Source organism: Candidatus Thiodiazotropha sp. AKAK3 (assembly GCF_058244645.1).
Genome location: NZ_JBSYOQ010000077.1, coordinates 187,461 through 205,425, shown reverse-complemented (window position 1 = coordinate 205,425; position 17,965 = coordinate 187,461). Strand labels below are relative to the sequence as shown.

The 17,965-nt window shown below is 47.3% G+C and carries 20 protein-coding genes; 14 read left to right on the top strand and 6 right to left on the bottom strand.

Annotated features, from left to right (window positions below):
- Nucleotides 1-138: 138 nt before the first annotated feature.
- Nucleotides 139-435 carry a cell division protein FtsB gene (ftsB, locus tag AC4IE7_RS21215; protein ID WP_490778878.1) on the top strand — a complete coding sequence of 99 codons (297 nt, stop codon included), beginning with the start codon at nucleotides 139-141 and terminating at the stop codon, nucleotides 433-435.
- Entirely contained in the window at nucleotides 425-1,129 is a 705-nt protein-coding gene (ispD, locus tag AC4IE7_RS21210; protein WP_490778877.1) for a 2-C-methyl-D-erythritol 4-phosphate cytidylyltransferase, read from the top strand. The genes ftsB and ispD overlap by 11 nt, the downstream gene beginning before the upstream one ends.
- 58 nt (nucleotides 1,130-1,187) lie before the next feature.
- On the opposite strand, the gene AC4IE7_RS21205 is transcribed toward ispD, so the two are convergent.
- Entirely contained in the window at nucleotides 1,188-2,441 is a 1,254-nt protein-coding gene (locus tag AC4IE7_RS21205; protein ID WP_490778876.1) for an HDOD domain-containing protein, read from the bottom strand.
- Nucleotides 2,442-2,732: 291 nt separating this feature from the next.
- Here AC4IE7_RS21205 and ispF point away from each other — a divergent pair, with 291 nt between their 5' ends.
- The 6 genes from ispF (at nucleotide 2,733) to AC4IE7_RS21175 (ending at nucleotide 10,531) form a co-directional block, all read left to right on the top strand.
- Complete coding sequence (gene ispF, locus AC4IE7_RS21200; RefSeq protein ID WP_490778875.1) at nucleotides 2,733-3,215, top strand: 2-C-methyl-D-erythritol 2,4-cyclodiphosphate synthase; 483 nt, start codon at nucleotides 2,733-2,735, stop codon at nucleotides 3,213-3,215.
- Nucleotides 3,208-4,266 (top strand): tRNA pseudouridine(13) synthase TruD, encoded by a 1,059-nt coding sequence (gene truD / locus AC4IE7_RS21195; protein WP_490778874.1) that lies wholly within the window; start codon nucleotides 3,208-3,210, stop codon nucleotides 4,264-4,266. Before ispF ends, truD begins: the two co-directional genes overlap by 8 nt.
- Before the next feature lie 105 nt (nucleotides 4,267-4,371).
- Nucleotides 4,372-5,415, top strand: a complete 1,044-nt coding sequence (locus AC4IE7_RS21190) for an Sfum_1244 family protein (protein WP_490778873.1) — start codon at nucleotides 4,372-4,374, stop codon at nucleotides 5,413-5,415.
- Nucleotides 5,416-5,566: 151 nt separating this feature from the next.
- Nucleotides 5,567-6,130, top strand: a complete 564-nt coding sequence (locus AC4IE7_RS21185) for an ankyrin repeat domain-containing protein (protein ID WP_490778872.1) — start codon at nucleotides 5,567-5,569, stop codon at nucleotides 6,128-6,130.
- Nucleotides 6,131-7,160: 1,030 nt separating this feature from the next.
- Nucleotides 7,161-10,061 carry a LysM peptidoglycan-binding domain-containing protein gene (locus AC4IE7_RS21180; RefSeq protein WP_490778871.1) on the top strand — a complete coding sequence of 967 codons (2,901 nt, stop codon included), beginning with the start codon at nucleotides 7,161-7,163 and terminating at the stop codon, nucleotides 10,059-10,061.
- 80 nt (nucleotides 10,062-10,141) lie between these two features.
- Nucleotides 10,142-10,531: a hypothetical protein gene (locus tag AC4IE7_RS21175; protein WP_490778870.1), complete on the top strand. Its 390-nt coding sequence runs from the start codon at nucleotides 10,142-10,144 to the stop codon at nucleotides 10,529-10,531.
- Between the two features lie 61 nt (nucleotides 10,532-10,592).
- Here the strand turns inward: AC4IE7_RS21175 and AC4IE7_RS21170 are convergent, their stop codons facing one another.
- Nucleotides 10,593-10,910, bottom strand: a complete 318-nt coding sequence (locus AC4IE7_RS21170) for a hypothetical protein (protein ID WP_490778869.1) — start codon at nucleotides 10,908-10,910, stop codon at nucleotides 10,593-10,595.
- 75 nt (nucleotides 10,911-10,985) lie between these two features.
- Between AC4IE7_RS21170 and AC4IE7_RS21165 the strand changes: the two genes are divergently transcribed.
- The gene (locus tag AC4IE7_RS21165; protein WP_490778868.1) at nucleotides 10,986-11,387 is read left to right on the top strand and encodes a hypothetical protein; all 402 of its coding nucleotides are present in this window, start codon (nucleotides 10,986-10,988) and stop codon (nucleotides 11,385-11,387) included.
- Nucleotides 11,388-11,396: 9 nt separating this feature from the next.
- Nucleotides 11,397-12,071, top strand: coding sequence for a Fe2+-dependent dioxygenase (locus AC4IE7_RS21160; protein ID WP_490778867.1), 675 nt, complete (start codon nucleotides 11,397-11,399; stop codon nucleotides 12,069-12,071).
- 70 nt (nucleotides 12,072-12,141) lie between these two features.
- On the opposite strand, the gene AC4IE7_RS21155 is transcribed toward AC4IE7_RS21160, so the two are convergent.
- The 4 genes from AC4IE7_RS21155 to AC4IE7_RS21140 form a co-directional block, all read right to left on the bottom strand.
- Nucleotides 12,142-12,486 carry a TusE/DsrC/DsvC family sulfur relay protein gene (locus AC4IE7_RS21155; RefSeq protein ID WP_490778866.1) on the bottom strand — a complete coding sequence of 115 codons (345 nt, stop codon included), beginning with the start codon at nucleotides 12,484-12,486 and terminating at the stop codon, nucleotides 12,142-12,144.
- Between the two features lie 147 nt (nucleotides 12,487-12,633).
- A complete protein-coding gene (cas6, locus tag AC4IE7_RS21150) occupies nucleotides 12,634-13,293 on the bottom strand; it encodes a type I-MYXAN CRISPR-associated protein Cas6/Cmx6 (protein ID WP_490778865.1) in 660 nt (219 codons plus the stop codon).
- Nucleotides 13,294-13,306: 13 nt separating this feature from the next.
- Nucleotides 13,307-14,017 carry a hypothetical protein gene (locus tag AC4IE7_RS21145; protein WP_490778864.1) on the bottom strand — a complete coding sequence of 237 codons (711 nt, stop codon included), beginning with the start codon at nucleotides 14,015-14,017 and terminating at the stop codon, nucleotides 13,307-13,309.
- Nucleotides 14,018-14,048: 31 nt separating this feature from the next.
- Nucleotides 14,049-14,225 (bottom strand): sulfur relay protein DsrC, encoded by a 177-nt coding sequence (locus tag AC4IE7_RS21140; protein WP_490778863.1) that lies wholly within the window; start codon nucleotides 14,223-14,225, stop codon nucleotides 14,049-14,051.
- Nucleotides 14,226-14,680: 455 nt separating this feature from the next.
- Between AC4IE7_RS21140 and dsrA the strand changes: the two genes are divergently transcribed.
- The 4 genes from dsrA (at nucleotide 14,681) to tusC (ending at nucleotide 17,956) form a co-directional block, all read left to right on the top strand.
- Complete coding sequence (gene dsrA / locus AC4IE7_RS21135; protein WP_490778862.1) at nucleotides 14,681-15,925, top strand: dissimilatory-type sulfite reductase subunit alpha; 1,245 nt, start codon at nucleotides 14,681-14,683, stop codon at nucleotides 15,923-15,925.
- 101 nt (nucleotides 15,926-16,026) lie between these two features.
- Complete coding sequence (gene dsrB, locus AC4IE7_RS21130; RefSeq protein WP_490778861.1) at nucleotides 16,027-17,097, top strand: dissimilatory-type sulfite reductase subunit beta; 1,071 nt, start codon at nucleotides 16,027-16,029, stop codon at nucleotides 17,095-17,097.
- A 40-nt stretch (nucleotides 17,098-17,137) separates the two neighbouring features.
- A complete protein-coding gene (tusD, locus tag AC4IE7_RS21125; RefSeq protein WP_490778860.1) occupies nucleotides 17,138-17,530 on the top strand; it encodes a sulfurtransferase complex subunit TusD in 393 nt (130 codons plus the stop codon).
- A 15-nt stretch (nucleotides 17,531-17,545) separates the two neighbouring features.
- Nucleotides 17,546-17,956, top strand: a complete 411-nt coding sequence (gene tusC / locus AC4IE7_RS21120) for a sulfurtransferase complex subunit TusC (protein WP_490778859.1) — start codon at nucleotides 17,546-17,548, stop codon at nucleotides 17,954-17,956.
- The last annotated feature ends 9 nt before the right edge of the window (nucleotides 17,957-17,965 follow it).

Here is a 17,965-nt window from a genome sequence, read left to right as displayed (position 1 = left end):
ATCTGATCAACTCATGATTCGATAGCTTGCCGTCAAAATGCACCGCTATTGTGTTGCCTATCTTCGCAATAGCGGGCTATTACCAGGGATAAGCACCATCGGTCGGCCCACTGATATTAGAGTTCCTTGATTTGAACCATGCGCACCACTATTTTCATTTTGGTTATTCTGCTGGCTTTTCTGCAATACCGACTCTGGGTAGGAGAGGGGAGCCTGGCTGAGGTAAATAATCTAAAGGATGAGATTCAAACCTTACAGCAGGAGATGGTGGGTTTACGTAAGCGAAACGATGCGTTGCAAGCAGAGGTTGAGGACTTGCGCAGTGGACAAGATGCCATCGAGGAACGGGCGCGTAGCGAGCTGGGCATGATCAAAGAGGGAGAGATATTCTACCAGGTTGTTACCCCCTCTGAGGATGAAACGAATGAGCGTTAGATGCTGGGCAGTGGTACCTGCTGCAGGTGTTGGTCGACGCATGGGTGGAGATATACCGAAGCAGTATCTTGATCTCTCCGGTCGCAGGATCATCGACCACACACTGTCGAGACTACTCAGCCATCCACGTATTACGGCCGTCTATGTGGCGCTTTCCGAAGAGGATGCCTACTGGGAGCTTTGCGACTATGCCAGTGATCCCAGAGTGATCAGGGTCGCCGGTGGTGAAGCTCGCTATCAATCAGTGCTGAATGCACTGAATAGTCTTTTAGAGCAAGCCAGTGATGATGACTGGGTATTAGTCCATGATGCCGCAAGACCCTGCCTGTCTGACGCTGATCTAAGTCGTCTCATAGAGACCCTGCATGAGCATCCGGTTGGTGGACTGCTAGGGGTGCCGGTCAGCGATACATTGAAGTGGGTGGACAGTGCTAATGGTGTCGATGCAACAGTCTCCCGTGAGGGGCTATGGCGCGCTTTTACACCACAAATGTTCCGTCTGGGACTTCTGATCTCTTCTATTCAGGCGGCGATCCTGAGTGATGCAACGATTACAGATGAAGCGGGGGCGATGGAGCTCTCAGGCTACACGCCTAAAATAGTTGAGGGAGAGAGCACGAATATCAAGATAACCCGGCCTGGTGATATGCAATTGGCCAGACTCTATCTGCAAAAGGGTATCTCGAATAGTTAATAGAGGTGCCCTTAAGGTGCCGGGTTAATAATCTTTTTCGCGTTCGGACCAAACTACACTAGATCGCCAGCAGATTCCTCAATTCCCGAATCTGTTCCCTCGCATTTTCCAGGATACCGATTGAATGTCGTGGGGTAAGTTTGCCGAGCGCCAATTTATGGAAGGCAGGCACCAGATCCAGTCGCGGCAGCTTCACCATCATTGGTGTTCCGATATAGGCATGAAGCTGAGCAATAACCACCAGATCAACATAATCTGGTTCATGACTTATATCTTCCATCCAATCATCTGCATGCAGAGCGGATTGAACAAAATAGTCAGGAAATTCCCATTGTCGCAGAACCATAGCACCAACTTCTGCTTTGAGGTTTTCAAGCACACGGTCAAGTAATTCAGTATTCTCTATCAGAGCGGGCTTATTGCGTGCCGCGCCGATAATGGCCAGCGCTCCAATGTCATGTAGCAGACCACATAGTAGAGCCTGATCAGATGCAAGACCTGGAGTGACGTTCGCCAGCTCATGACATATTGGAGCAACATAGCTGAGATGTTTCCAAAGTTTGACCATACGTTGTTGTAGAGTTTTCGAACGACTTTGAAACAACTTTCCCAGTGCGAAGCTGATGACCAGATTGTGTGTGACCGAACGACCCAAACGGGTCACTGCGTCAGGCAGATTATCGATTGGCTGTTTCCCCCGATAGGCTGCGCTGTTGACGACACTGATAACACGAGCTGCGACGGTGGGGTCGGCCTGCACAACATGGGCAATATCCTCACTATTGGAATTACCATCATTAATCACCTTTGCGATGCGCATGGTGATATCCGGCATGCTGGGCAGTTCCAACGTGTTGTTTTGCACCGATTCATGAAACTCCCAGTAGAGCTCAGCTTCAGGGCCATTGGTATCACTAAGTTCGATGGTGTTGTTTGATCGCTTGTTGACGATGGGAGGAAGGCGTTTTATTGAATCATATAGCTCTTGGGGAATGCTAAGAAGATCTACAGCTGTAATGCTGTCAACAGATACCTCACAGGGATTCCTCTCAACCAAAGGAAGCGAGCTACAGGGTTGCTCAGCTCGACAGATTACCTGTTTTCTATCATTTGAGTTGATTTTGACTTCACCCGCCAGCAGATAGTAGACCTGGTCTATGGGTTCACCTTCAACTGCAATAGTGGTATTGGCATTTCGATGTTCAACATGGGTTTCGGATAGAACATATTTCAAAACCCGCTTTGGTAAGTTTCTCAGGGCCTCAATTTTTTTGACCCTGTCATTAGTGACAGCGGTTACTCGTTGAATCATCTTAAGCGTGCTCGGTGTGGTCTGTTTCGTATGGAATATTGGCGGCTTTTAGTTGGTTCATTGCGTACAATGTCAATTATAAGAAACTATGAACGAATCTGGTTGGTGATATTACGGGTGATTAACCCTCTACCGCCCTCTCTTGATCCCGGGTAGTAGCCTGTCTACAACCAATATTGGATGCGCAGATGCGGGATTTGTTGATCCTGGATCACCATTCAATATCTGTTCAAAGTACCCTTATTATAGCGACCCGAATGGGTAACACTTTAAGTTGAATGGTGAATTGGTATGCGTATTGGCCAGGGCTATGATGCCCATCGATTCGAATCCGGATCCCGTCTGATTCTCGGCGGAGTCGAAGTGCCCCATGATCAGGGTTTGCTGGCCCATTCGGATGGGGATGTGCTCATACACGCCTTATGCGACGCCTTGCTAGGTGCTGCTGCCCTTGGTGATATTGGCCGACATTTTCCTGACAATGACCCTGCTTACGCCGGCATAGAGAGTCGTAAATTGCTTCGCCAGGTGATAGAGCAGCTTCACAGCATGGGTCTGATGGTTGCAAATGCGGATATGACGATCGTAGCGCAGAAACCGAAGTTAGCCACTTATATCGACGATATGCGTGAAATTCTTGCTTCCGATCTGCAAATTAAGCTGAATCGGGTGAATGTCAAAGCGACGACAACTGAAGGTATGGGATTTACCGGTCGAGGTGAAGGGATTGCCGCTTTAGCTACAGTGCTGTTGAAGGAGTCGGAAATTGACTGACAAACCCTGGCAGCCTATTGAGCAGATGCCTCATGCCCATGGTGGCGTGGCTGGAACCGGGGTGATTCGTTCCACTCCAGAAGATTTTCAAGTCGACGAAATAGTTGGCTTCTCGCCGGATGATGAGGGTGAGCACCTGCTGGTGCAGATCAGGAAACGCAAGACCAATACCCAATGGCTTGCCGGGCAGCTGGCAAAACTGGCGGGTATCCCGGTAAAGGATGTCGGTTTCGCGGGGTTGAAAGATCGACATGCTGTTACCACCCAATGGTTCTCTCTTGGTATGGCAGGACGCCCTGAACCTGAATGGAGCAAGCTGGAAGATGAACTGATTCAGGTATTGGCAGTACATAAACACAGACGAAAATTACGTAGAGGAAGCCTGCGAGGTAACCGTTTCACACTGCGTATTAGAGAGTTAAGTGCAGATCAGACGCTACTGGAAAAGCGTCTGACACAACTCAAAACATCGGGGATGCCAAACTATTTTGGTGAACAGCGCTTTGGTCATGGTTACAACAACCTAGGCCAGGCTGACCTCCTGTTTTCACCCGCTAGACCTCGAATGAGCCGATCATTGCGCGGCCTGGTGATATCGGCAGCACGTTCACAGCTTTTCAATCAGGTTCTTGCAGAGCGGATCGAGCAGGATATCTGGAATATCCCCTTGCCTGGAGACTATTTCAAACTCGATGGCAGTCGAGGAGGGTTTTCCTGCCACGAAGAGGAGGATGAGATCCTGGCCCAGCGCTGTCGAGAGTTGGACATCCATCCTACTGGGCCTCTATGGGGAAGGGGGCTGAATCTAGTCAATGAGGATGCCGGTGATTTGGAGGCGAGGGTATTAGAGCCATTCGAGCTATGGCGAAATGGCCTGGAGCATGTCGGGCTGGAGCAAGAGCGCAGGTCATTGCGAATCAGCTTGAAAGACCTGACTTGGCAATTTCTACAGGATGGGAGCCTGGCGCTGGAATTTTTCCTGCCTGCCGGCTGCTTTGCAACTGCGTTACTGCGTGAATTGATTGACTATACGGCTGATTCTGATATTTGATTACCCTGAAGAATAGGGGTGGTAAAAGAGATTCTTCAGGATAGGATTAAAAGCAGGCTCTGAATAAGTGATCAACGCTCACCTGGCGAAAAAATAGACCCAATAATGAAAGGTACGCTTAGACAACTCTGCTGTGCGGTTCAACGGAATTGCCATATCTCAGACGCCCGTCACGGGGCTGATTATGGACTCTGTACCTATCTGTTGAAGATGCGTGAATACTACCGTTGGGAAAACGGTCTCGACTACCAGGCATCATTGACCAATGAATCCGTTGGTGATTGGCTGACAGCTCGTGAGGCACTTTGGGAATCCCTGGTTGACGACGAGTTTGCAACGCTGCCCCTTGATGGCGAGGACTACGATCCATTCGATGTGGAGACGATTAACCATGCTCTTGAGCCATTGGGGCTGGTCTACAGCGCAGGCTATGGTGCAAAAAACAAACCCCTTTTCTTTCTCGGGCACCTTGAACGGCTGGAACAGCCAGAGGGGATTTCAGTGTGGGTGTCGGGACGTGAACTGGCCAGAGATCTTACCGCCCCCGCTGCAATGAATCAGGGCGGGCGGATCTATATCAGGCGGGAATCTTTTCGACGCTTGCTTTGGGAAAAATTTGAAAATTGGCGTTGGCAGCGAGCTGATAATGCAATGGGCCGCGCATTCTCCCACTATGACTTTGATCAGCAACTGGAGACCTCTCTGGATCATATGGTTGAAAAAGAATTGGATGCTGTTCTGCTGCATGAGCAGGGTGAATATCTTGCCGGTAAAGCACTTGGTGAAAAATGGAATGAGATGGTTATCGACCTAGGGCATTCACCGGCTGAACTCATGGCCAGAGCAGTAAGAGATCATTGGGCGGATTGTGAGGTGACTCTACCCCACCTAATAGCACAACAAGATGAAGCATCTCTACACTTCTATATGGGTGGTTTGACTGGAATGCGGAAATCAATATTTCCTCAACTGATTGCTGCCTATGAAGCCTGGCATCTTCATGATGACTGGAAACCTTTGTGCCAGGTTGTGGAAGACGGCAAGAAACACTGGCCTGAGTTGGCAGTCAGGCTGTTGGATTGTTATCAGAATCAACCCTGGGAGGCTCCTGCAGCGATCAAGTCAATGGTTGAAGCAAATACTTTATAGAATGTGCTGTTTCTGCGTTGCGGATCTTCGCAATAGCTGGGCATTTACGTGCGATCCTCGCCTTGAATCGACTCATTTTGTAAGATAATCTGCTTGGATGAGTGTTTTTCCTGATGTGACTTAAGTCTGAAGTAGAATATAGGGAAGTAGTTTGAGTTCTGTAAATCCAAAATTATTGATCGCTTTAGTTGTCGTTATACTTTTTGTGGTCTTTCTCAAAGTTTCAAATCCACATAGAAAATACAGCACACAAGGCTTCTGGGAGACTGCGACCATTGCGTCTATTGATGAAGTTCCTGATGAGGCGTTAGAGCCAGGTAATAGAAATGGCGGTGTGTTGATGTGGGCGGCTATGGTCGTAAGGGATCCAGAGATAATCGAGGCACTTGTTTCCCGTGGTGCTGAGATCAATGAAGCTGACGGAATTTTTATGGGTACGCCTTTAACCGGGGCGGCGGGGTATAGTTCAACCCCAGAGGTAATCGATAAGCTTATTGAACTGGGTGCAGATATCAGCCAGTTGGTTAATAATAACGAAGACGCACTAATGATAGCCGCGCGATATAACCATAATTCTGTGATTATCGAAAAGCTGTTAGAACATGGTGCAGATATAAGCAGAAAGAACTCTCAGGATTTGACTGCCATTGATATCGCAAGGGAAAGTGGTAATAAAGCAGCGCTAACTGTTTTCGAACATTCCCAGAAATTATAGGAAACTATTGACTATTTTAATAAACAGTGGCTATTAAAAAAATACATAAAATCAATAGTTAAGTGTCATCAGGGTCTATACTCTTCCTTGTACAATCGGTAGTCATCTCTTTGATAAATGCGATCTGAATTTTTTGAGAAAAGTTTACCAGTCACTTATCGAAGTTGCCTATCTGTTTCATTTGATTAAGAAACCTCTGAACAAGTCATGGATTGACATCTTGTTGTAGAATTAACGCTATTCTGCACTTCACAATTGCGTTTCATATCATCACTTATCTGTGCCATGATTTGATCTGTTTTTGCTGCGAAATGTCGTCCCTAAAAAATTCAGATGTTGATTAAGGTTATAACTTAAAATCTATCTCAGGGAGTGACTATGTTGCATTTTATGGACGCTAAAGCTATGTTATTTGTTCAAAATTGGGAAGAAGCGATCTGTACGAGTCATAAAAAACATAAGTTTCGTACTCACACCAAACAAGAGCTTGAATCTTTCAATCGCAAGCATGGTGAATGTTCCAGATTTAAAAAGTTTGGAAAATATTTTTAATCAGAACTCGTCAGTCGATATAAATTTTGTGACTCATCGATTATCACAATATTGATCAGCGTATTCTCATCATAAAACGGCACTTTAATATGGTAAAAATATTACGGTGCCGTGTCGTCTGTACTGATAGATTTGAATGTTACCTTGTTGGATATCAGCAATATTCAGATCTGTAACTACACCTCTGAATCAAAATTGTCTCTTCCGGTTCGCTGGTATTATGACAATAATATTACAGATTAATGTCATTGCTGTTCAGCTTAGATGAAATATTCTGCAAGCTAGGGTTATTTCGTATTACAGCAATAGGTAACCACTTGTACCCTTCAACCATATCAAATCACCTATCTCTTTCTGGAGTGGTATTGTCATGGTCGATAGTGTTTCCAATTCCAAAAATAGTTCAAGCACAAGTAGTAATAAGTCAAATAGTGATAATTCACCTGCTGCAGAATCTCACAGTTCAAAATCAGATGAGATGACAACTGAAGAACGGTTGAAATCTTTGCCTTCCGCGCTGGATCACGCACTCGGAGATAACAGCAGGCATGGTGGTGATGCTACACGTCAGGGTACAGGTTACGGCACTCAGCGTCTTGAAGGGGTTTCATCTTCAGTTACAGACAAAGCGGATAAGATTGTTGATGATACTTTGGCGGCCGCAACTGATGGTGTCAAAACAGTTCAGGTCGACGAAGCTTTCGATAAGCTAAACAGCGATGGCGACAAGCTCTATATGCGGGTGACCGCTGAAGTCAAAGGAAACATACAAATTGGTTTAAAAGGTCAGCTGGGTGGTGATATTGAAGTAACCCAGTTGGGTGAAGGGGCTGATGCTGAATACAGAGTGAGTCTGGATAAAGAGTCTCTTGCAGCTTTTACCCAAAAAGTATCTATACCTTATGTACCATTAAAGTTTGAGGAGGGTCTGCAAACTGCTGATAGGGTGGAAATGACCTTTGCTAATCGTGATGAAGCTATTCAAGCCACAAAGCTGCTGCAACGCCTGGCAGTTGCCGACGTTGCATCTGATCTTTCCGGCGCCGCAGGTGTACTCTCCGGCGCTGGTGCAAATCCTGTTGCAAATCCGCTTACGGAGAGCGGTTCTCCCGGTGTGGTTACAACTGCTGCCGTGGGTCTGTCAGGAGAGGATATGGCTTTTTTACAGGGCCACATATCGGCTTATGAAACTACACTGGGTGTCAGGGGACGCGCAGCGTTGGAGTTACAGGCGCCACAGCTGTTTCTGCCTTTTCAGGTTCAAGGTGAAGGGCGTCTGGATCCACGAATAGAAGTCACGCGAAGGGTTGAGTTACCTGAGGATGGAAAACCGGGAGAATTAACCTATAACGTGTCGGGTGATGTTCGTGCCTCTGCAAAAGAAAAGCTTGCCTTTGATCCGATACCAACAAACCAATTTGACGCAGGTGTGATGCTTCAGAATCGATTGGAAATCGGTTCTGCTCGTATCGAGGTGAGTGCCCATTACGATCTACCCGCTGGAGATATCACCACAAGCCCGGTTGGTGGTCGAGTAGTACCAGAGTATGACCTTGTGACAGGCGATGGCTTTGGTGCACCTGATCGAATTAGTGTTGAAACCTCTGCTGAATGGCGCACTCAAGGTGTGTTGGATGCTTCCCGTGGTGATAGCAACAAAACGGTAGCCAATTTTGAAATCAATAACCCGGAGCAGGCTGGTCCAGCTTTGAGCATGCTGGCAAATGGTGATGTCACTGCTGCCGCAAGCGCTGCAGGAGTGGAACTGAAAACTACCTTTCAGCAAATTGAGCGCAGTGGGTTTGCAACTCAGGGTGGCTTTAAGTTCAAGTTTGGTGAAGGGAATGAACTGGAAGCAACCGTTATCGTAGAGGCAGGTGTTGACGACGTCACTACTATTCAACACAACACAATTGCACCTCAACAGATTGCGCCAGTGAAGCAACCTGTCGACGATGGCAAAACCCTGGTAGTCGAACCTGAAGCTGGCCTTACCCTGAGGAATGAACCGATGGGTAAAAGAACATCCGTTTTTCAGCATGGCACTTTCCTCAGGCAGACAGGGGAAGCCGTAACTGCTTTTGATGGTAATCAATGGGTACCTGTGGCGGGAACCGACGTAAACGACCAACCTGTTTCAGGCTATGTATACGCCGGTTATATAAGATCACACGACAGCGGTAGTGGCGCGATGGACGAGACGGGCCGAACCAATCCAACCCTGGAATATCAACGATATGATCAGCTGACAGTCAAAGATGGGGATAACCTCTGGGATTTAGCCCAGCAGCACAATGTCTCCTTTGAAGAGATGGTTGAACTTAATAACGAGCATCTGATAGCACCCGATTTAATCTTTGCCGGTGACACTGTTTACCTGCCAGGAACTGAAAAAGGGCCGATTAAGGTTGCCGAGGTGGAAACACAGGAGTTACCAGCCAACACTTCAACATCGACACCAGGATCAGGTTCTTCAACGGAAAGTGGCTCTACATCACCTCCAGCCGGTTCGGGCAGTTTATCGGGATCGGGTTCAACATCGATAACCGATTCAACTTCAACGCCAACAAACAGTGACAGCTCATCAAGTTCTACCGGTTCAGTAACCGATACCTCAGTACCTGGCACTGAGGTTGAAGAAGGAAACGTGCCTGCTGCTACAGATCAGATAGATGGCCGTAAGCCAACGAGTGATATTATCGAACAGTATCAAGTTGCTGATGATGAGGTGTTGCCTGAATGGCAGCTAGAGGTAAAAGTCGGGCCATTTACTGTCGAGAGAGTGCCGTTTACCAATATCGAAGTTCCGACCTTGCGAAATAGGACTAGAACAGAGACAGGTTTAATTCAGGAGCTGTATAATCGTGATGGTTTTTTTGCAGTAAAGACATTCAACGATATCGTTAACCCACAAGGTACTGACCAGGAACTCAATGCTTACCGGATCGCCGATCAGAAATTTCCTCCTCATGATGAAAAAGGTAATTATGTTCCTGGGCGCGAGGATGGCCACAATGATGCCATGAGGCATTCATTCTATAGTGCTATGCTGACAAAAGAATTTGGTGTTGAGTTTGCGGAGTCTTTTGCAACCGCCCATGAAGGGGTGCCAGGAAATCAAGCAGATAGGGAGGCTATGGATCTCTTCAATAATGAACTCGGTCGTCGCATTGCTGTGGAGAACCCAGAAGCCTCCCCACAAGAATTAGCGGGGTTGATCCACAATGCGATTATCAACGGGGAGGCTGTGGTGATTGATAGTAATGGTGAGCTTGTTTACAGTGATCAAGTCGCAGTAGGTCAAACAGGAGAGGCAGATGATGGGCCGGCAAATGGTACTCTAACACCGCCGGAATGGGTGGATACAGGATCTAATTGAATATGCATAGAGTAGCAAAAGTAATCAGAATATTGATATTTGGTCTGACAGTAGGTCTGATAGCGGGATGTGACAACAGTATGACATCAAAAGAATTACCATATATATTTTCATCAGAAGTTCTTGACAAATTATCATTGTTTTCCCAAAAAGGGCCTCAAGGTGCGACCTATCGGCTTGAAGACGTAACAACTTTTAACTGGGATGAAGTGCATGTTTTTCACGGTGGTGAATCGGGTAGATTCATTAATCAGCATATTGGCCAAAAAATGTTTGATGATGATGACTATTACGGTGAACGCTGGACATTAATGGTGTTTACAGATCACGATAAAGTTGTTCATGCAGTCTCTTTTGTGCCTCCTTTGTTTTTCAATATTCATAAGAAAGTAACATTTCAACGAAATGAAGCAATCGTCTTAGCTCATAGCAAGAACCCTGGCCCCTATTCGCTCATGTTTAAGGAGTAATGTCGTCTGAACCTAAAGTATTTAGGTGTATAAGTTTCGAGTTGACCGGAGACTTTACCAGTTAATCAAAAGTTGTCTCTTCGGGTTCGCCGGTATTATCGATAATAATCCGTTTAACCCCGTTCATGCGGGATATAATGTAGCCTCCCATCATTATAGCCAGCTGCTCATTGTTCGTTTCGAGTGCAGTCAATAGCTTGCCGGCTACCAGTTGGCAGCGCTGGGTTGCGTTAGGATTTCTGGTCCATTTCTGGCCGATTTGCCATCCTTTGTCCATGTCCCTGTCCATTTTTTCAAATGAGTCACCCATGGTTTCAATATAGCCATCGGGAATATCCAGGTCCATTGACCATTCATCGATAATAAGATTTAGTTGCATGATGTAAACTTATAAGTCAGTAAAAAAAGCTATTTGCTTGCAGATTTTTAGGTCTAAGGGCATTTGCTAATCATCGTGTCTCACGAAGGTAAAATCAAGCGTATGGAAGATCAGGAATTACTCGCTATTGTTGAATTGGGTGGCTATCCCAATTTCGTCCCGCTTTACCAACGCTTGAAATATAGTGTAGAGATGGTCAACTCTGTTCGAAAAGCTCAGGCATGGCTGAAGAGACATCGCCCCAAGGTGGTGGTTGCGGAGTTCTATTCTGATCCTCAATTCAGGGATCGAGTGAGTAATCTTGAATCACTGCTGGCGACCTTGCAGCGTTATGATATTGAAGCAAAGATTATTGTACTCATTGATACAGAGTATCTGCAGCGTCTGGAAAAAGTACAGGCACGCTACGCAATACATAGTGTGCTTACCTTTCCTGTGGATGAAAGCGCTATGCAAGCCGCTATAGAGTTAATATAGGAGGTTTAGATGTTATTGGAAATCGACAGATTGCTTGAGTCGGCTCAACTGCAAAAGATCGATCAAATTCTATCAGAGGCTGAATTTGTCGACGGTAGGCTCACCGCCGGAATGGCGGCAAAGAGAGTAAAAAACAATCAGGAGTTGAAGGGCACCCAAAAGCAGATGGAGCTGTTGATAAGGATCCTCACCAGCGCAATGGGGCAAAATCAAAGTTTTCGTTCGGCAGTATTACCTTATCGCATGGCCGACCCGATTTTTGCTCGATACCAGTCGGGAATGACCTATGGTGATCACGTTGATGACCCGTTAATGGGGATCAGTGGTCAACGCTTTCGCAGTGATATCTCAATGACTGTTTTTTTACGCGAGCCAGATAGTTATGAAGGTGGTGAGTTGGTTATTCGTACCACTTTTGGTGAGAAACGGGTGAAATTAGCTGCGGGCAGCGCTGTAATTTATCCCTCTTCCAGTCTTCATCATGTTGCTGAGGTTACTCAGGGGGAGCGGTTGGTCGCCTTGGCTTGGATACAAAGTTATGTACGGGATCCGGCCAGGAGAGAACTGCTCTATGAGCTTGACCAGGCAAGAGAGGATCTGCTGCTAAACAGGTCTCAGGAAGCTACCACAGGGCTGGTCGATAAGTCCTACGCAAATTTACTGCGCATGTGGAGTGATGTGTAGAAATATTTCCAGAAACAGGGTGCGGCGAAACCGCACCCTTGTGTAAATTCAGTACAAAGTGCAACTTGGCTTAGTAACCGCCTTTACGCTTGGTTTCTGGCAGGCCGGCAATTTTACTGGCCTGTTTGGCCGGGCCCATGGGGAAATGGATGTAGAGCGCTTTTGCATCAACCTTGCCTTCGTCTGTCCAGACACCTTTAAAGTGCTTGACCATGTTACGTTCGTTGGGCTGATTGCCGCCGTTATTCAAATACTCATCACGCAGAAAATTGATGATTTCCCATGCTTTTTCTGAAAGGGTGACACCTTCCGATTCCGCGATGACCTTGGCGACGTCCTCACTCCAGTCAGTCTGGTTGACCAGATAACCGTTCGCATCGGCTTCAACTGTATTACCATTTACTTCATATGACATTGATCTCTCCTACTAAAACACGAGGCACTCGGCCTCTATAACTATTATTCAGTGTTTATCGGTTCTGGCCTAATGGTCAGGGCGCGTGCTTCGACATTGAGTCCGGCAAAAGATCACTGAGAAACAGTGAGTGCGCATCCTGTAATCTTAAACAGTCTTGTGTGGAATAAACAAGCCAAAGCCTCGATTGCGTAATGAACCCATACCCTCTTCCTGTAGAGTAATCGCATCATCCAGGGGGAGTCCGGCGACCATCAGGCTCTTCGTGAGTATTGCTCCTTCAGGGGTCTGAAAGGCATCCCCTTTACCACAGAGTACCTTTTTGAATCTGAGATTGAGTGCTTTCAGCTGGCTGACAGACTGTTCCATGAAATCGTCCTCAGACTGATCCTCTTCGACGACCAGATGGCGGCAATAGAGTGTGGTTGTTATGCTGAGCAACCGGGTATGGCTTCCGCTGATTTCCAGTTTAGAGCCATCGATATCCAGAATTTGATCCGAAAGCTTCTCAGCATCACCAATACGCGCTTTAGGCAGGCGCAGGATAAGGGGGGTGCGTCGGGAGAGGTAGAGCAGGTCACCACTGCCAGAGGGACGCTCCCAGCCATTACCTGAATCTGCACCATAGATCAGATGCAGACCTGCATTGGATTCATCAGCAAACCAGGGGAGGGCTTGATGAATCGCCTGGGAAAGCGCCCATGCATGATCTATTGGAAGTGTGGGGCACTTAATTTTAAAGATCAGATCCAAGACATTGTCAGGGACAACGAAACGATCTTCATCTACCTCTTCCTGCCAGAACATCTACAGCTCCAATTTAATCATCTGCGGGGATTTTAGCGCGTAACTCATCCCTGTCGTACCACCAGTCATTATCGACAATCACATCCAGCACCGTTGCCAGGCGAGGCAGGAATTTAGCGGGATCATCAAGCTCCATGCGTTCAACCCAGAAATCGAATATCTCCTGCTCTTCCACCTGACTGTGGCGCCTGGCTACCTGGCCCATAAGCTGATTGGTGAAAAACCTCAGATCTTCCTGCTGCTGGCCTTCGGCACGTAAATCGATCAAATAACAGGCCGTGGCAGCAGCCACGGCCCCTCCGTCTGATTTATCAGGTGTCTCATCTATAAGATGCTGCAGCATGGCGACACTCAGCTCTGGGTCGACTGGAAATGTAACTCCCAACCAGATGCCATGGGCAAGCGCTTTTATTGCGTCATCCTTCTCGGCCTGGTAAATAATGTCGCAGGACTCAACCGCTGTAAGCCAGAGTTCATCCGCTAGCGCTTCGTCGAAAACCTTTTTGGCAATCTGCCAGGCTTCGTCACTACGGTCCAGGTCGAGCAGGATATAGCAGCTCTCAATTTCTAGCGTCAGGCGTTTTTTCAATGACGCGTCAGCATCGAGTGCTGCGAGTTCATCACGTTTTTCAGCCAGGCGTAGTTCAAGCAATTGACTCGATTTGACTGCATCCTCGGCACTGTCGTTATCACCGACAAAAGTTTCTGATTCTAAATACTTCACAGATCAATACTCAGTTAAGGTTTTGGTGTGGTCAAGTGAAGGCCGCTTCAAGGCGATCCTCCCAATTCTCGGGCGTATCTGCGAAGGGCGGCTTTACATCGATTCGAAAAAATACTTCCGACTTTGAACGCGCTTTCACGGTATCCAGAAGTTGCTCGAAACTATCGACTTCTGGATGTTGCATCATCAATTCGCTCAGGTACAGCATCTATTTTGTGTCCGTTTAATTACTTAGTAAAATGGTCAGTTATTACTATTGAACATTAAGCTAGATGTGGGTTCAAGTCCCTTTTTGCAATAACCAGGGATAAAGCTATCCCTGTAGAAAAAGGGGGATATAAAATCACGATCTTATATTGGTAATAGTTTATAACTTGCTGTGTTTACAATAAATATAGATAGATTGCATATATATGACCTAAACAGATCTGGTTTTATCTATCCCTTTTGGGATAGTCGATTCTATCCCTTTACCCCCCATTGGAAGGATATAGGTCTGCATTAGGAATCCCTAAAATTGCGTCCCAGTAGTAGCAGGCCCTGCCTGTGAGGTTAAGATTGCAGGTCAGTTGGCAAAACTCTACTGCTTGGTTATCAGCCAAGAATAATTAGGATGAGCTAAATGCTGACGACCTGGACAAACGACCATTGGGAGAAACATTGATGGCAAAACAGATGCATGATACCCCCATGCTTGATCAGCTGGAGAGCGGCCCTTGGCCCTCATTTGTCACCGGCCTCAAGCGCCTCGCCAAAGAGAATGACATGATGGTTGACCTGATGGGTCAGCTAGAGACTTCCTACGAAACCCGCAAAGGCTACTGGAAAGGTGGCACCGTGGGCGTTATCGGCTACGGCGGTGGTATCATTCCCCGTTTTACCGAGCTGAAAAATGATGATGGCGAAGCTGTGTTTCCTGCTTGTGCAGAGTTCCACACCCTTCGTGTTATGCCTCCTCCAGGCATGCATTACGATACTAATACCATTCGCAAATTCTGTGATATCTGGGAAAAGTATGGCTCTGGTCTGATTGCGTTCCATGGTCAGTCAGGCGATATCATGTTCCAGGGTTGCTCTACCGACAACGTACAACCTGCGTTTGACGAGATCAACGAGATGGGTTTTGATCTTGGTGGTGCTGGTCCTGCTGTACGTACAGGTATGTCCTGTGTGGGCGCTGCACGCTGTGAAAACTCCTGCTTCGATGAGGGCCGTACCATGCGCATGCTGGTCAACAACGCCCTTGACGATATGCACCGTCCTGCACTGCCTTATAAGTTTAAATATAAGGTCTCCGGATGTCCGAACGACTGCATGAACTCTGTTCAGCGCGCTGACCTGGCTACCATTGGTACCTGGCGCGACGATATGAAAGTCGATCAGGACGAAGTTAAGAAATTCGTTGGCGAAAAAGGCCGCAAGTACGTCATCGATAACGTTATCACCCGTTGCCCAACTCAGGCATTGTCTTTGAATGATGATGATACCCTGGGTGTGGACAACCCTTCCTGCGTACGTTGCATGCACTGTATTAATGTAATGACCAAAGCGCTCTCTCCTGGTGACGATAAAGGCGTATCCCTGCTGTGCGGTGGTAAGCGTACTCTGAAGATCGGCGATCTGATGGGCACCGTAATCGTACCTTTCATGAAGCTTGAGTCTGATGATGACTTCGAAGAACTGGGCGAGCTGGCCACTGAGATTCTCGATTTCTTTGCTGAAAACGCACTCGAACATGAGCGTACAGGTGAGATGATCGAACGTATCGGTCTGGTCAACTTCCTTGAAGGCGTAGGCCTGGAGATCGATCCTAATATGATCGAGCGTCCGCGTATGAATCCTTATGTCCGTATGGACGCTTGGGATGAAGAAGCGGCCAAATGGGCTGAGCGTAAAGCTGCGCAATAATTCTGTTTACTGCTGACTGACAGCAGGTTGCATGGGGGGCACCGGGTTCGCCCGGATGCCCCTAAAAACGAATCAATTACCCTATTTTTTTGGAGGTAGGTATGTCGGAACCTCGTATGCCGATCGAGAGTGGTGTTCCAGAGATGGAGCCCTACTTGCACCCCGTCCTGAAGAAGAACTATGGCCAGTGGGCTTGGCATGAACGCCTGCGTCCTGGTGTTCTTCATCACGTTGCCAAGAGTGGCGATGGCATCTGGACAGTGCGTGCCGGTACTCAGCGTCAGATGGATCTCTACACGATCCGCAAGCTGATGGATATTGCTGACGAATTTGCTGAAGGATATGTTCGCTTCACTATTCGTTCCAACATCGAATTTATGGTCAGTGATGCCGCTAAAGTAGAGCCTTTGATCGAAAAGCTGAATGCTGAAGGCTTTCCTATCGGTGGTACTGGACCCTCTGTCTCCATGATCTCTCATACCCAGGGTTGGTTGCACTGCGATATCCCAGGTACTGATGCATCTGGTGCTGTAAAGGCGCTGATGGATGATCTCTATGATGAGTTCACTAAAGAAGAGATGCCTAACCGTGTACGTATCACCACCTCCTGCTGCCAGATCAACTGCGGTGGCCAGGGTGATATCGCGATCAATATACAGCATACCAAGCCACCTAAGATCGATCACACTCAGGTTGCAAACGTCTGTGAGCGTCCTTCAGTTGTAGCGCGATGCCCGGTAGCTGCTATCCGTCCTGCCATGGTAAATGGTAAGCCTTCACTTGAAGTGGACGAGAAGAAGTGTATCTGTTGCGGTGCTTGCTTTCCGCCTTGTCCTCCAATGCAGATCAACGATCCTGAGCACTCCAAGTTTGCAATCTGGGTAGGTGGTAAGAACTCCAACGCGCGTTCCAAACCAACTTTCCATAAGCTGGTTGCTGCAGGTGTACCTAATAATCCTCCTCGCTGGCCTGAAGTTTCTGAGGTCGTTAAACAGATCCTTAGTGCTTATAAGGCAGACGCCAAAGATTGGGAGCGTATTGGAGAGTGGGCTGATCGCATTGGCTGGCCTAAGTTCTTCGAAAAGACTGGTCTTCCATTCACCAAGTATCACATTGATAACTGGCGTGGTGGTCGTGAAAACCTCAATGCTTCTGCACATATCCGTTTCTAATAACGGTTGGCATTGAATAAGTAACAGGAAGGTCATTCTGATGAAATTTGCGATTCAGGTAAATGAAGGTCCGTACCAGCATCAAGCAACGGACTCTGCGTACCAGTTTACAAAGGCAGTGTTGGAATCAGGGCACGAAATAATGCGTGTCTTCTTCTATCACGATGGCGTGAACAACGGTACAAATCTCACTACTCCGCCCCAGGACGATCGTAACATCGTCAACCGCTGGAGCGAGTTAGCGAAAAAATACGATCTCGACATGGTGGTCTGTGTTGCAGCAGCCCAACGTCGTGGGATCGTTGATGAAGGCGAAATGCAGCGCAATGGAAAAGATGCGCAGAATATTGCTGACAACTTTCGTATTTCCGGTCTCGGTCAATTGATCGAAGCGGGCGTCCAGTCAGATCGACTGGTAGTTTTCGGTGACTAACTGTAGAGGTTGAAGATGTCTGAACAGATAAAAAAATTCATGTACATCAACCGCCGTGCACCCTATGGCACTATCTATGCCTGGGAGTCACTGGAAGTTGTGTTGATTGGGGCTGCATTTGATCAGGATGTCCATTTGGCCTTCCTCGATGACGGTGTGTTTCAACTGGTAAAAGGGCAGGATACTTCTGATGTTGAGATGAAGAATTTCTCCCCAACCTATCAGGCTCTGGGTGACTACGACGTAACTAAACTTTACGTTGAGAAAGAGTCACTGGAGGAGCGTGGTTTGACTCTGGATGATTTGATGCCTCTCACCTATGAAGATGAAGACGATGATTGGGCTGAAAAGGACTCAATCAAAGTGGTGAGCCGTGCTGAACTTGCGGACATCATGGATGAACAAGATATCTTGTTCAGCTTCTAAGTAGGAGTA

Coding starts and splice junctions, on each gene's coding strand:
- ispF (WP_490778875.1), top strand. CDS start 2,733: ATGCGTATTGGCCAGGGCTATGATGCCCATCGATTCGAATCCGGATCC.
- tusC (WP_490778859.1), top strand. CDS start 17,546: ATGTCTGAACAGATAAAAAAATTCATGTACATCAACCGCCGTGCACCC.
- AC4IE7_RS21175 (WP_490778870.1), top strand. CDS start 10,142: ATGACATCAAAAGAATTACCATATATATTTTCATCAGAAGTTCTTGAC.
- AC4IE7_RS21205 (WP_490778876.1), bottom strand. CDS start 2,441: ATGATTCAACGAGTAACCGCTGTCACTAATGACAGGGTCAAAAAAATT.
- AC4IE7_RS21155 (WP_490778866.1), bottom strand. CDS start 12,486: ATGTCATATGAAGTAAATGGTAATACAGTTGAAGCCGATGCGAACGGT.
- AC4IE7_RS21180 (WP_490778871.1), top strand. CDS start 7,161: ATGACAACTGAAGAACGGTTGAAATCTTTGCCTTCCGCGCTGGATCAC.
- AC4IE7_RS21170 (WP_490778869.1), bottom strand. CDS start 10,910: ATGCAACTAAATCTTATTATCGATGAATGGTCAATGGACCTGGATATT.
- cas6 (WP_490778865.1), bottom strand. CDS start 13,293: ATGTTCTGGCAGGAAGAGGTAGATGAAGATCGTTTCGTTGTCCCTGAC.
- dsrB (WP_490778861.1), top strand. CDS start 16,027: ATGTCGGAACCTCGTATGCCGATCGAGAGTGGTGTTCCAGAGATGGAG.
- dsrA (WP_490778862.1), top strand. CDS start 14,681: ATGGCAAAACAGATGCATGATACCCCCATGCTTGATCAGCTGGAGAGC.
- AC4IE7_RS21140 (WP_490778863.1), bottom strand. CDS start 14,225: ATGCTGTACCTGAGCGAATTGATGATGCAACATCCAGAAGTCGATAGT.
- ftsB (WP_490778878.1), top strand. CDS start 139: ATGCGCACCACTATTTTCATTTTGGTTATTCTGCTGGCTTTTCTGCAA.
- tusD (WP_490778860.1), top strand. CDS start 17,138: ATGAAATTTGCGATTCAGGTAAATGAAGGTCCGTACCAGCATCAAGCA.
- AC4IE7_RS21160 (WP_490778867.1), top strand. CDS start 11,397: ATGTTATTGGAAATCGACAGATTGCTTGAGTCGGCTCAACTGCAAAAG.
- AC4IE7_RS21190 (WP_490778873.1), top strand. CDS start 4,372: ATGAAAGGTACGCTTAGACAACTCTGCTGTGCGGTTCAACGGAATTGC.
- ispD (WP_490778877.1), top strand. CDS start 425: ATGAGCGTTAGATGCTGGGCAGTGGTACCTGCTGCAGGTGTTGGTCGA.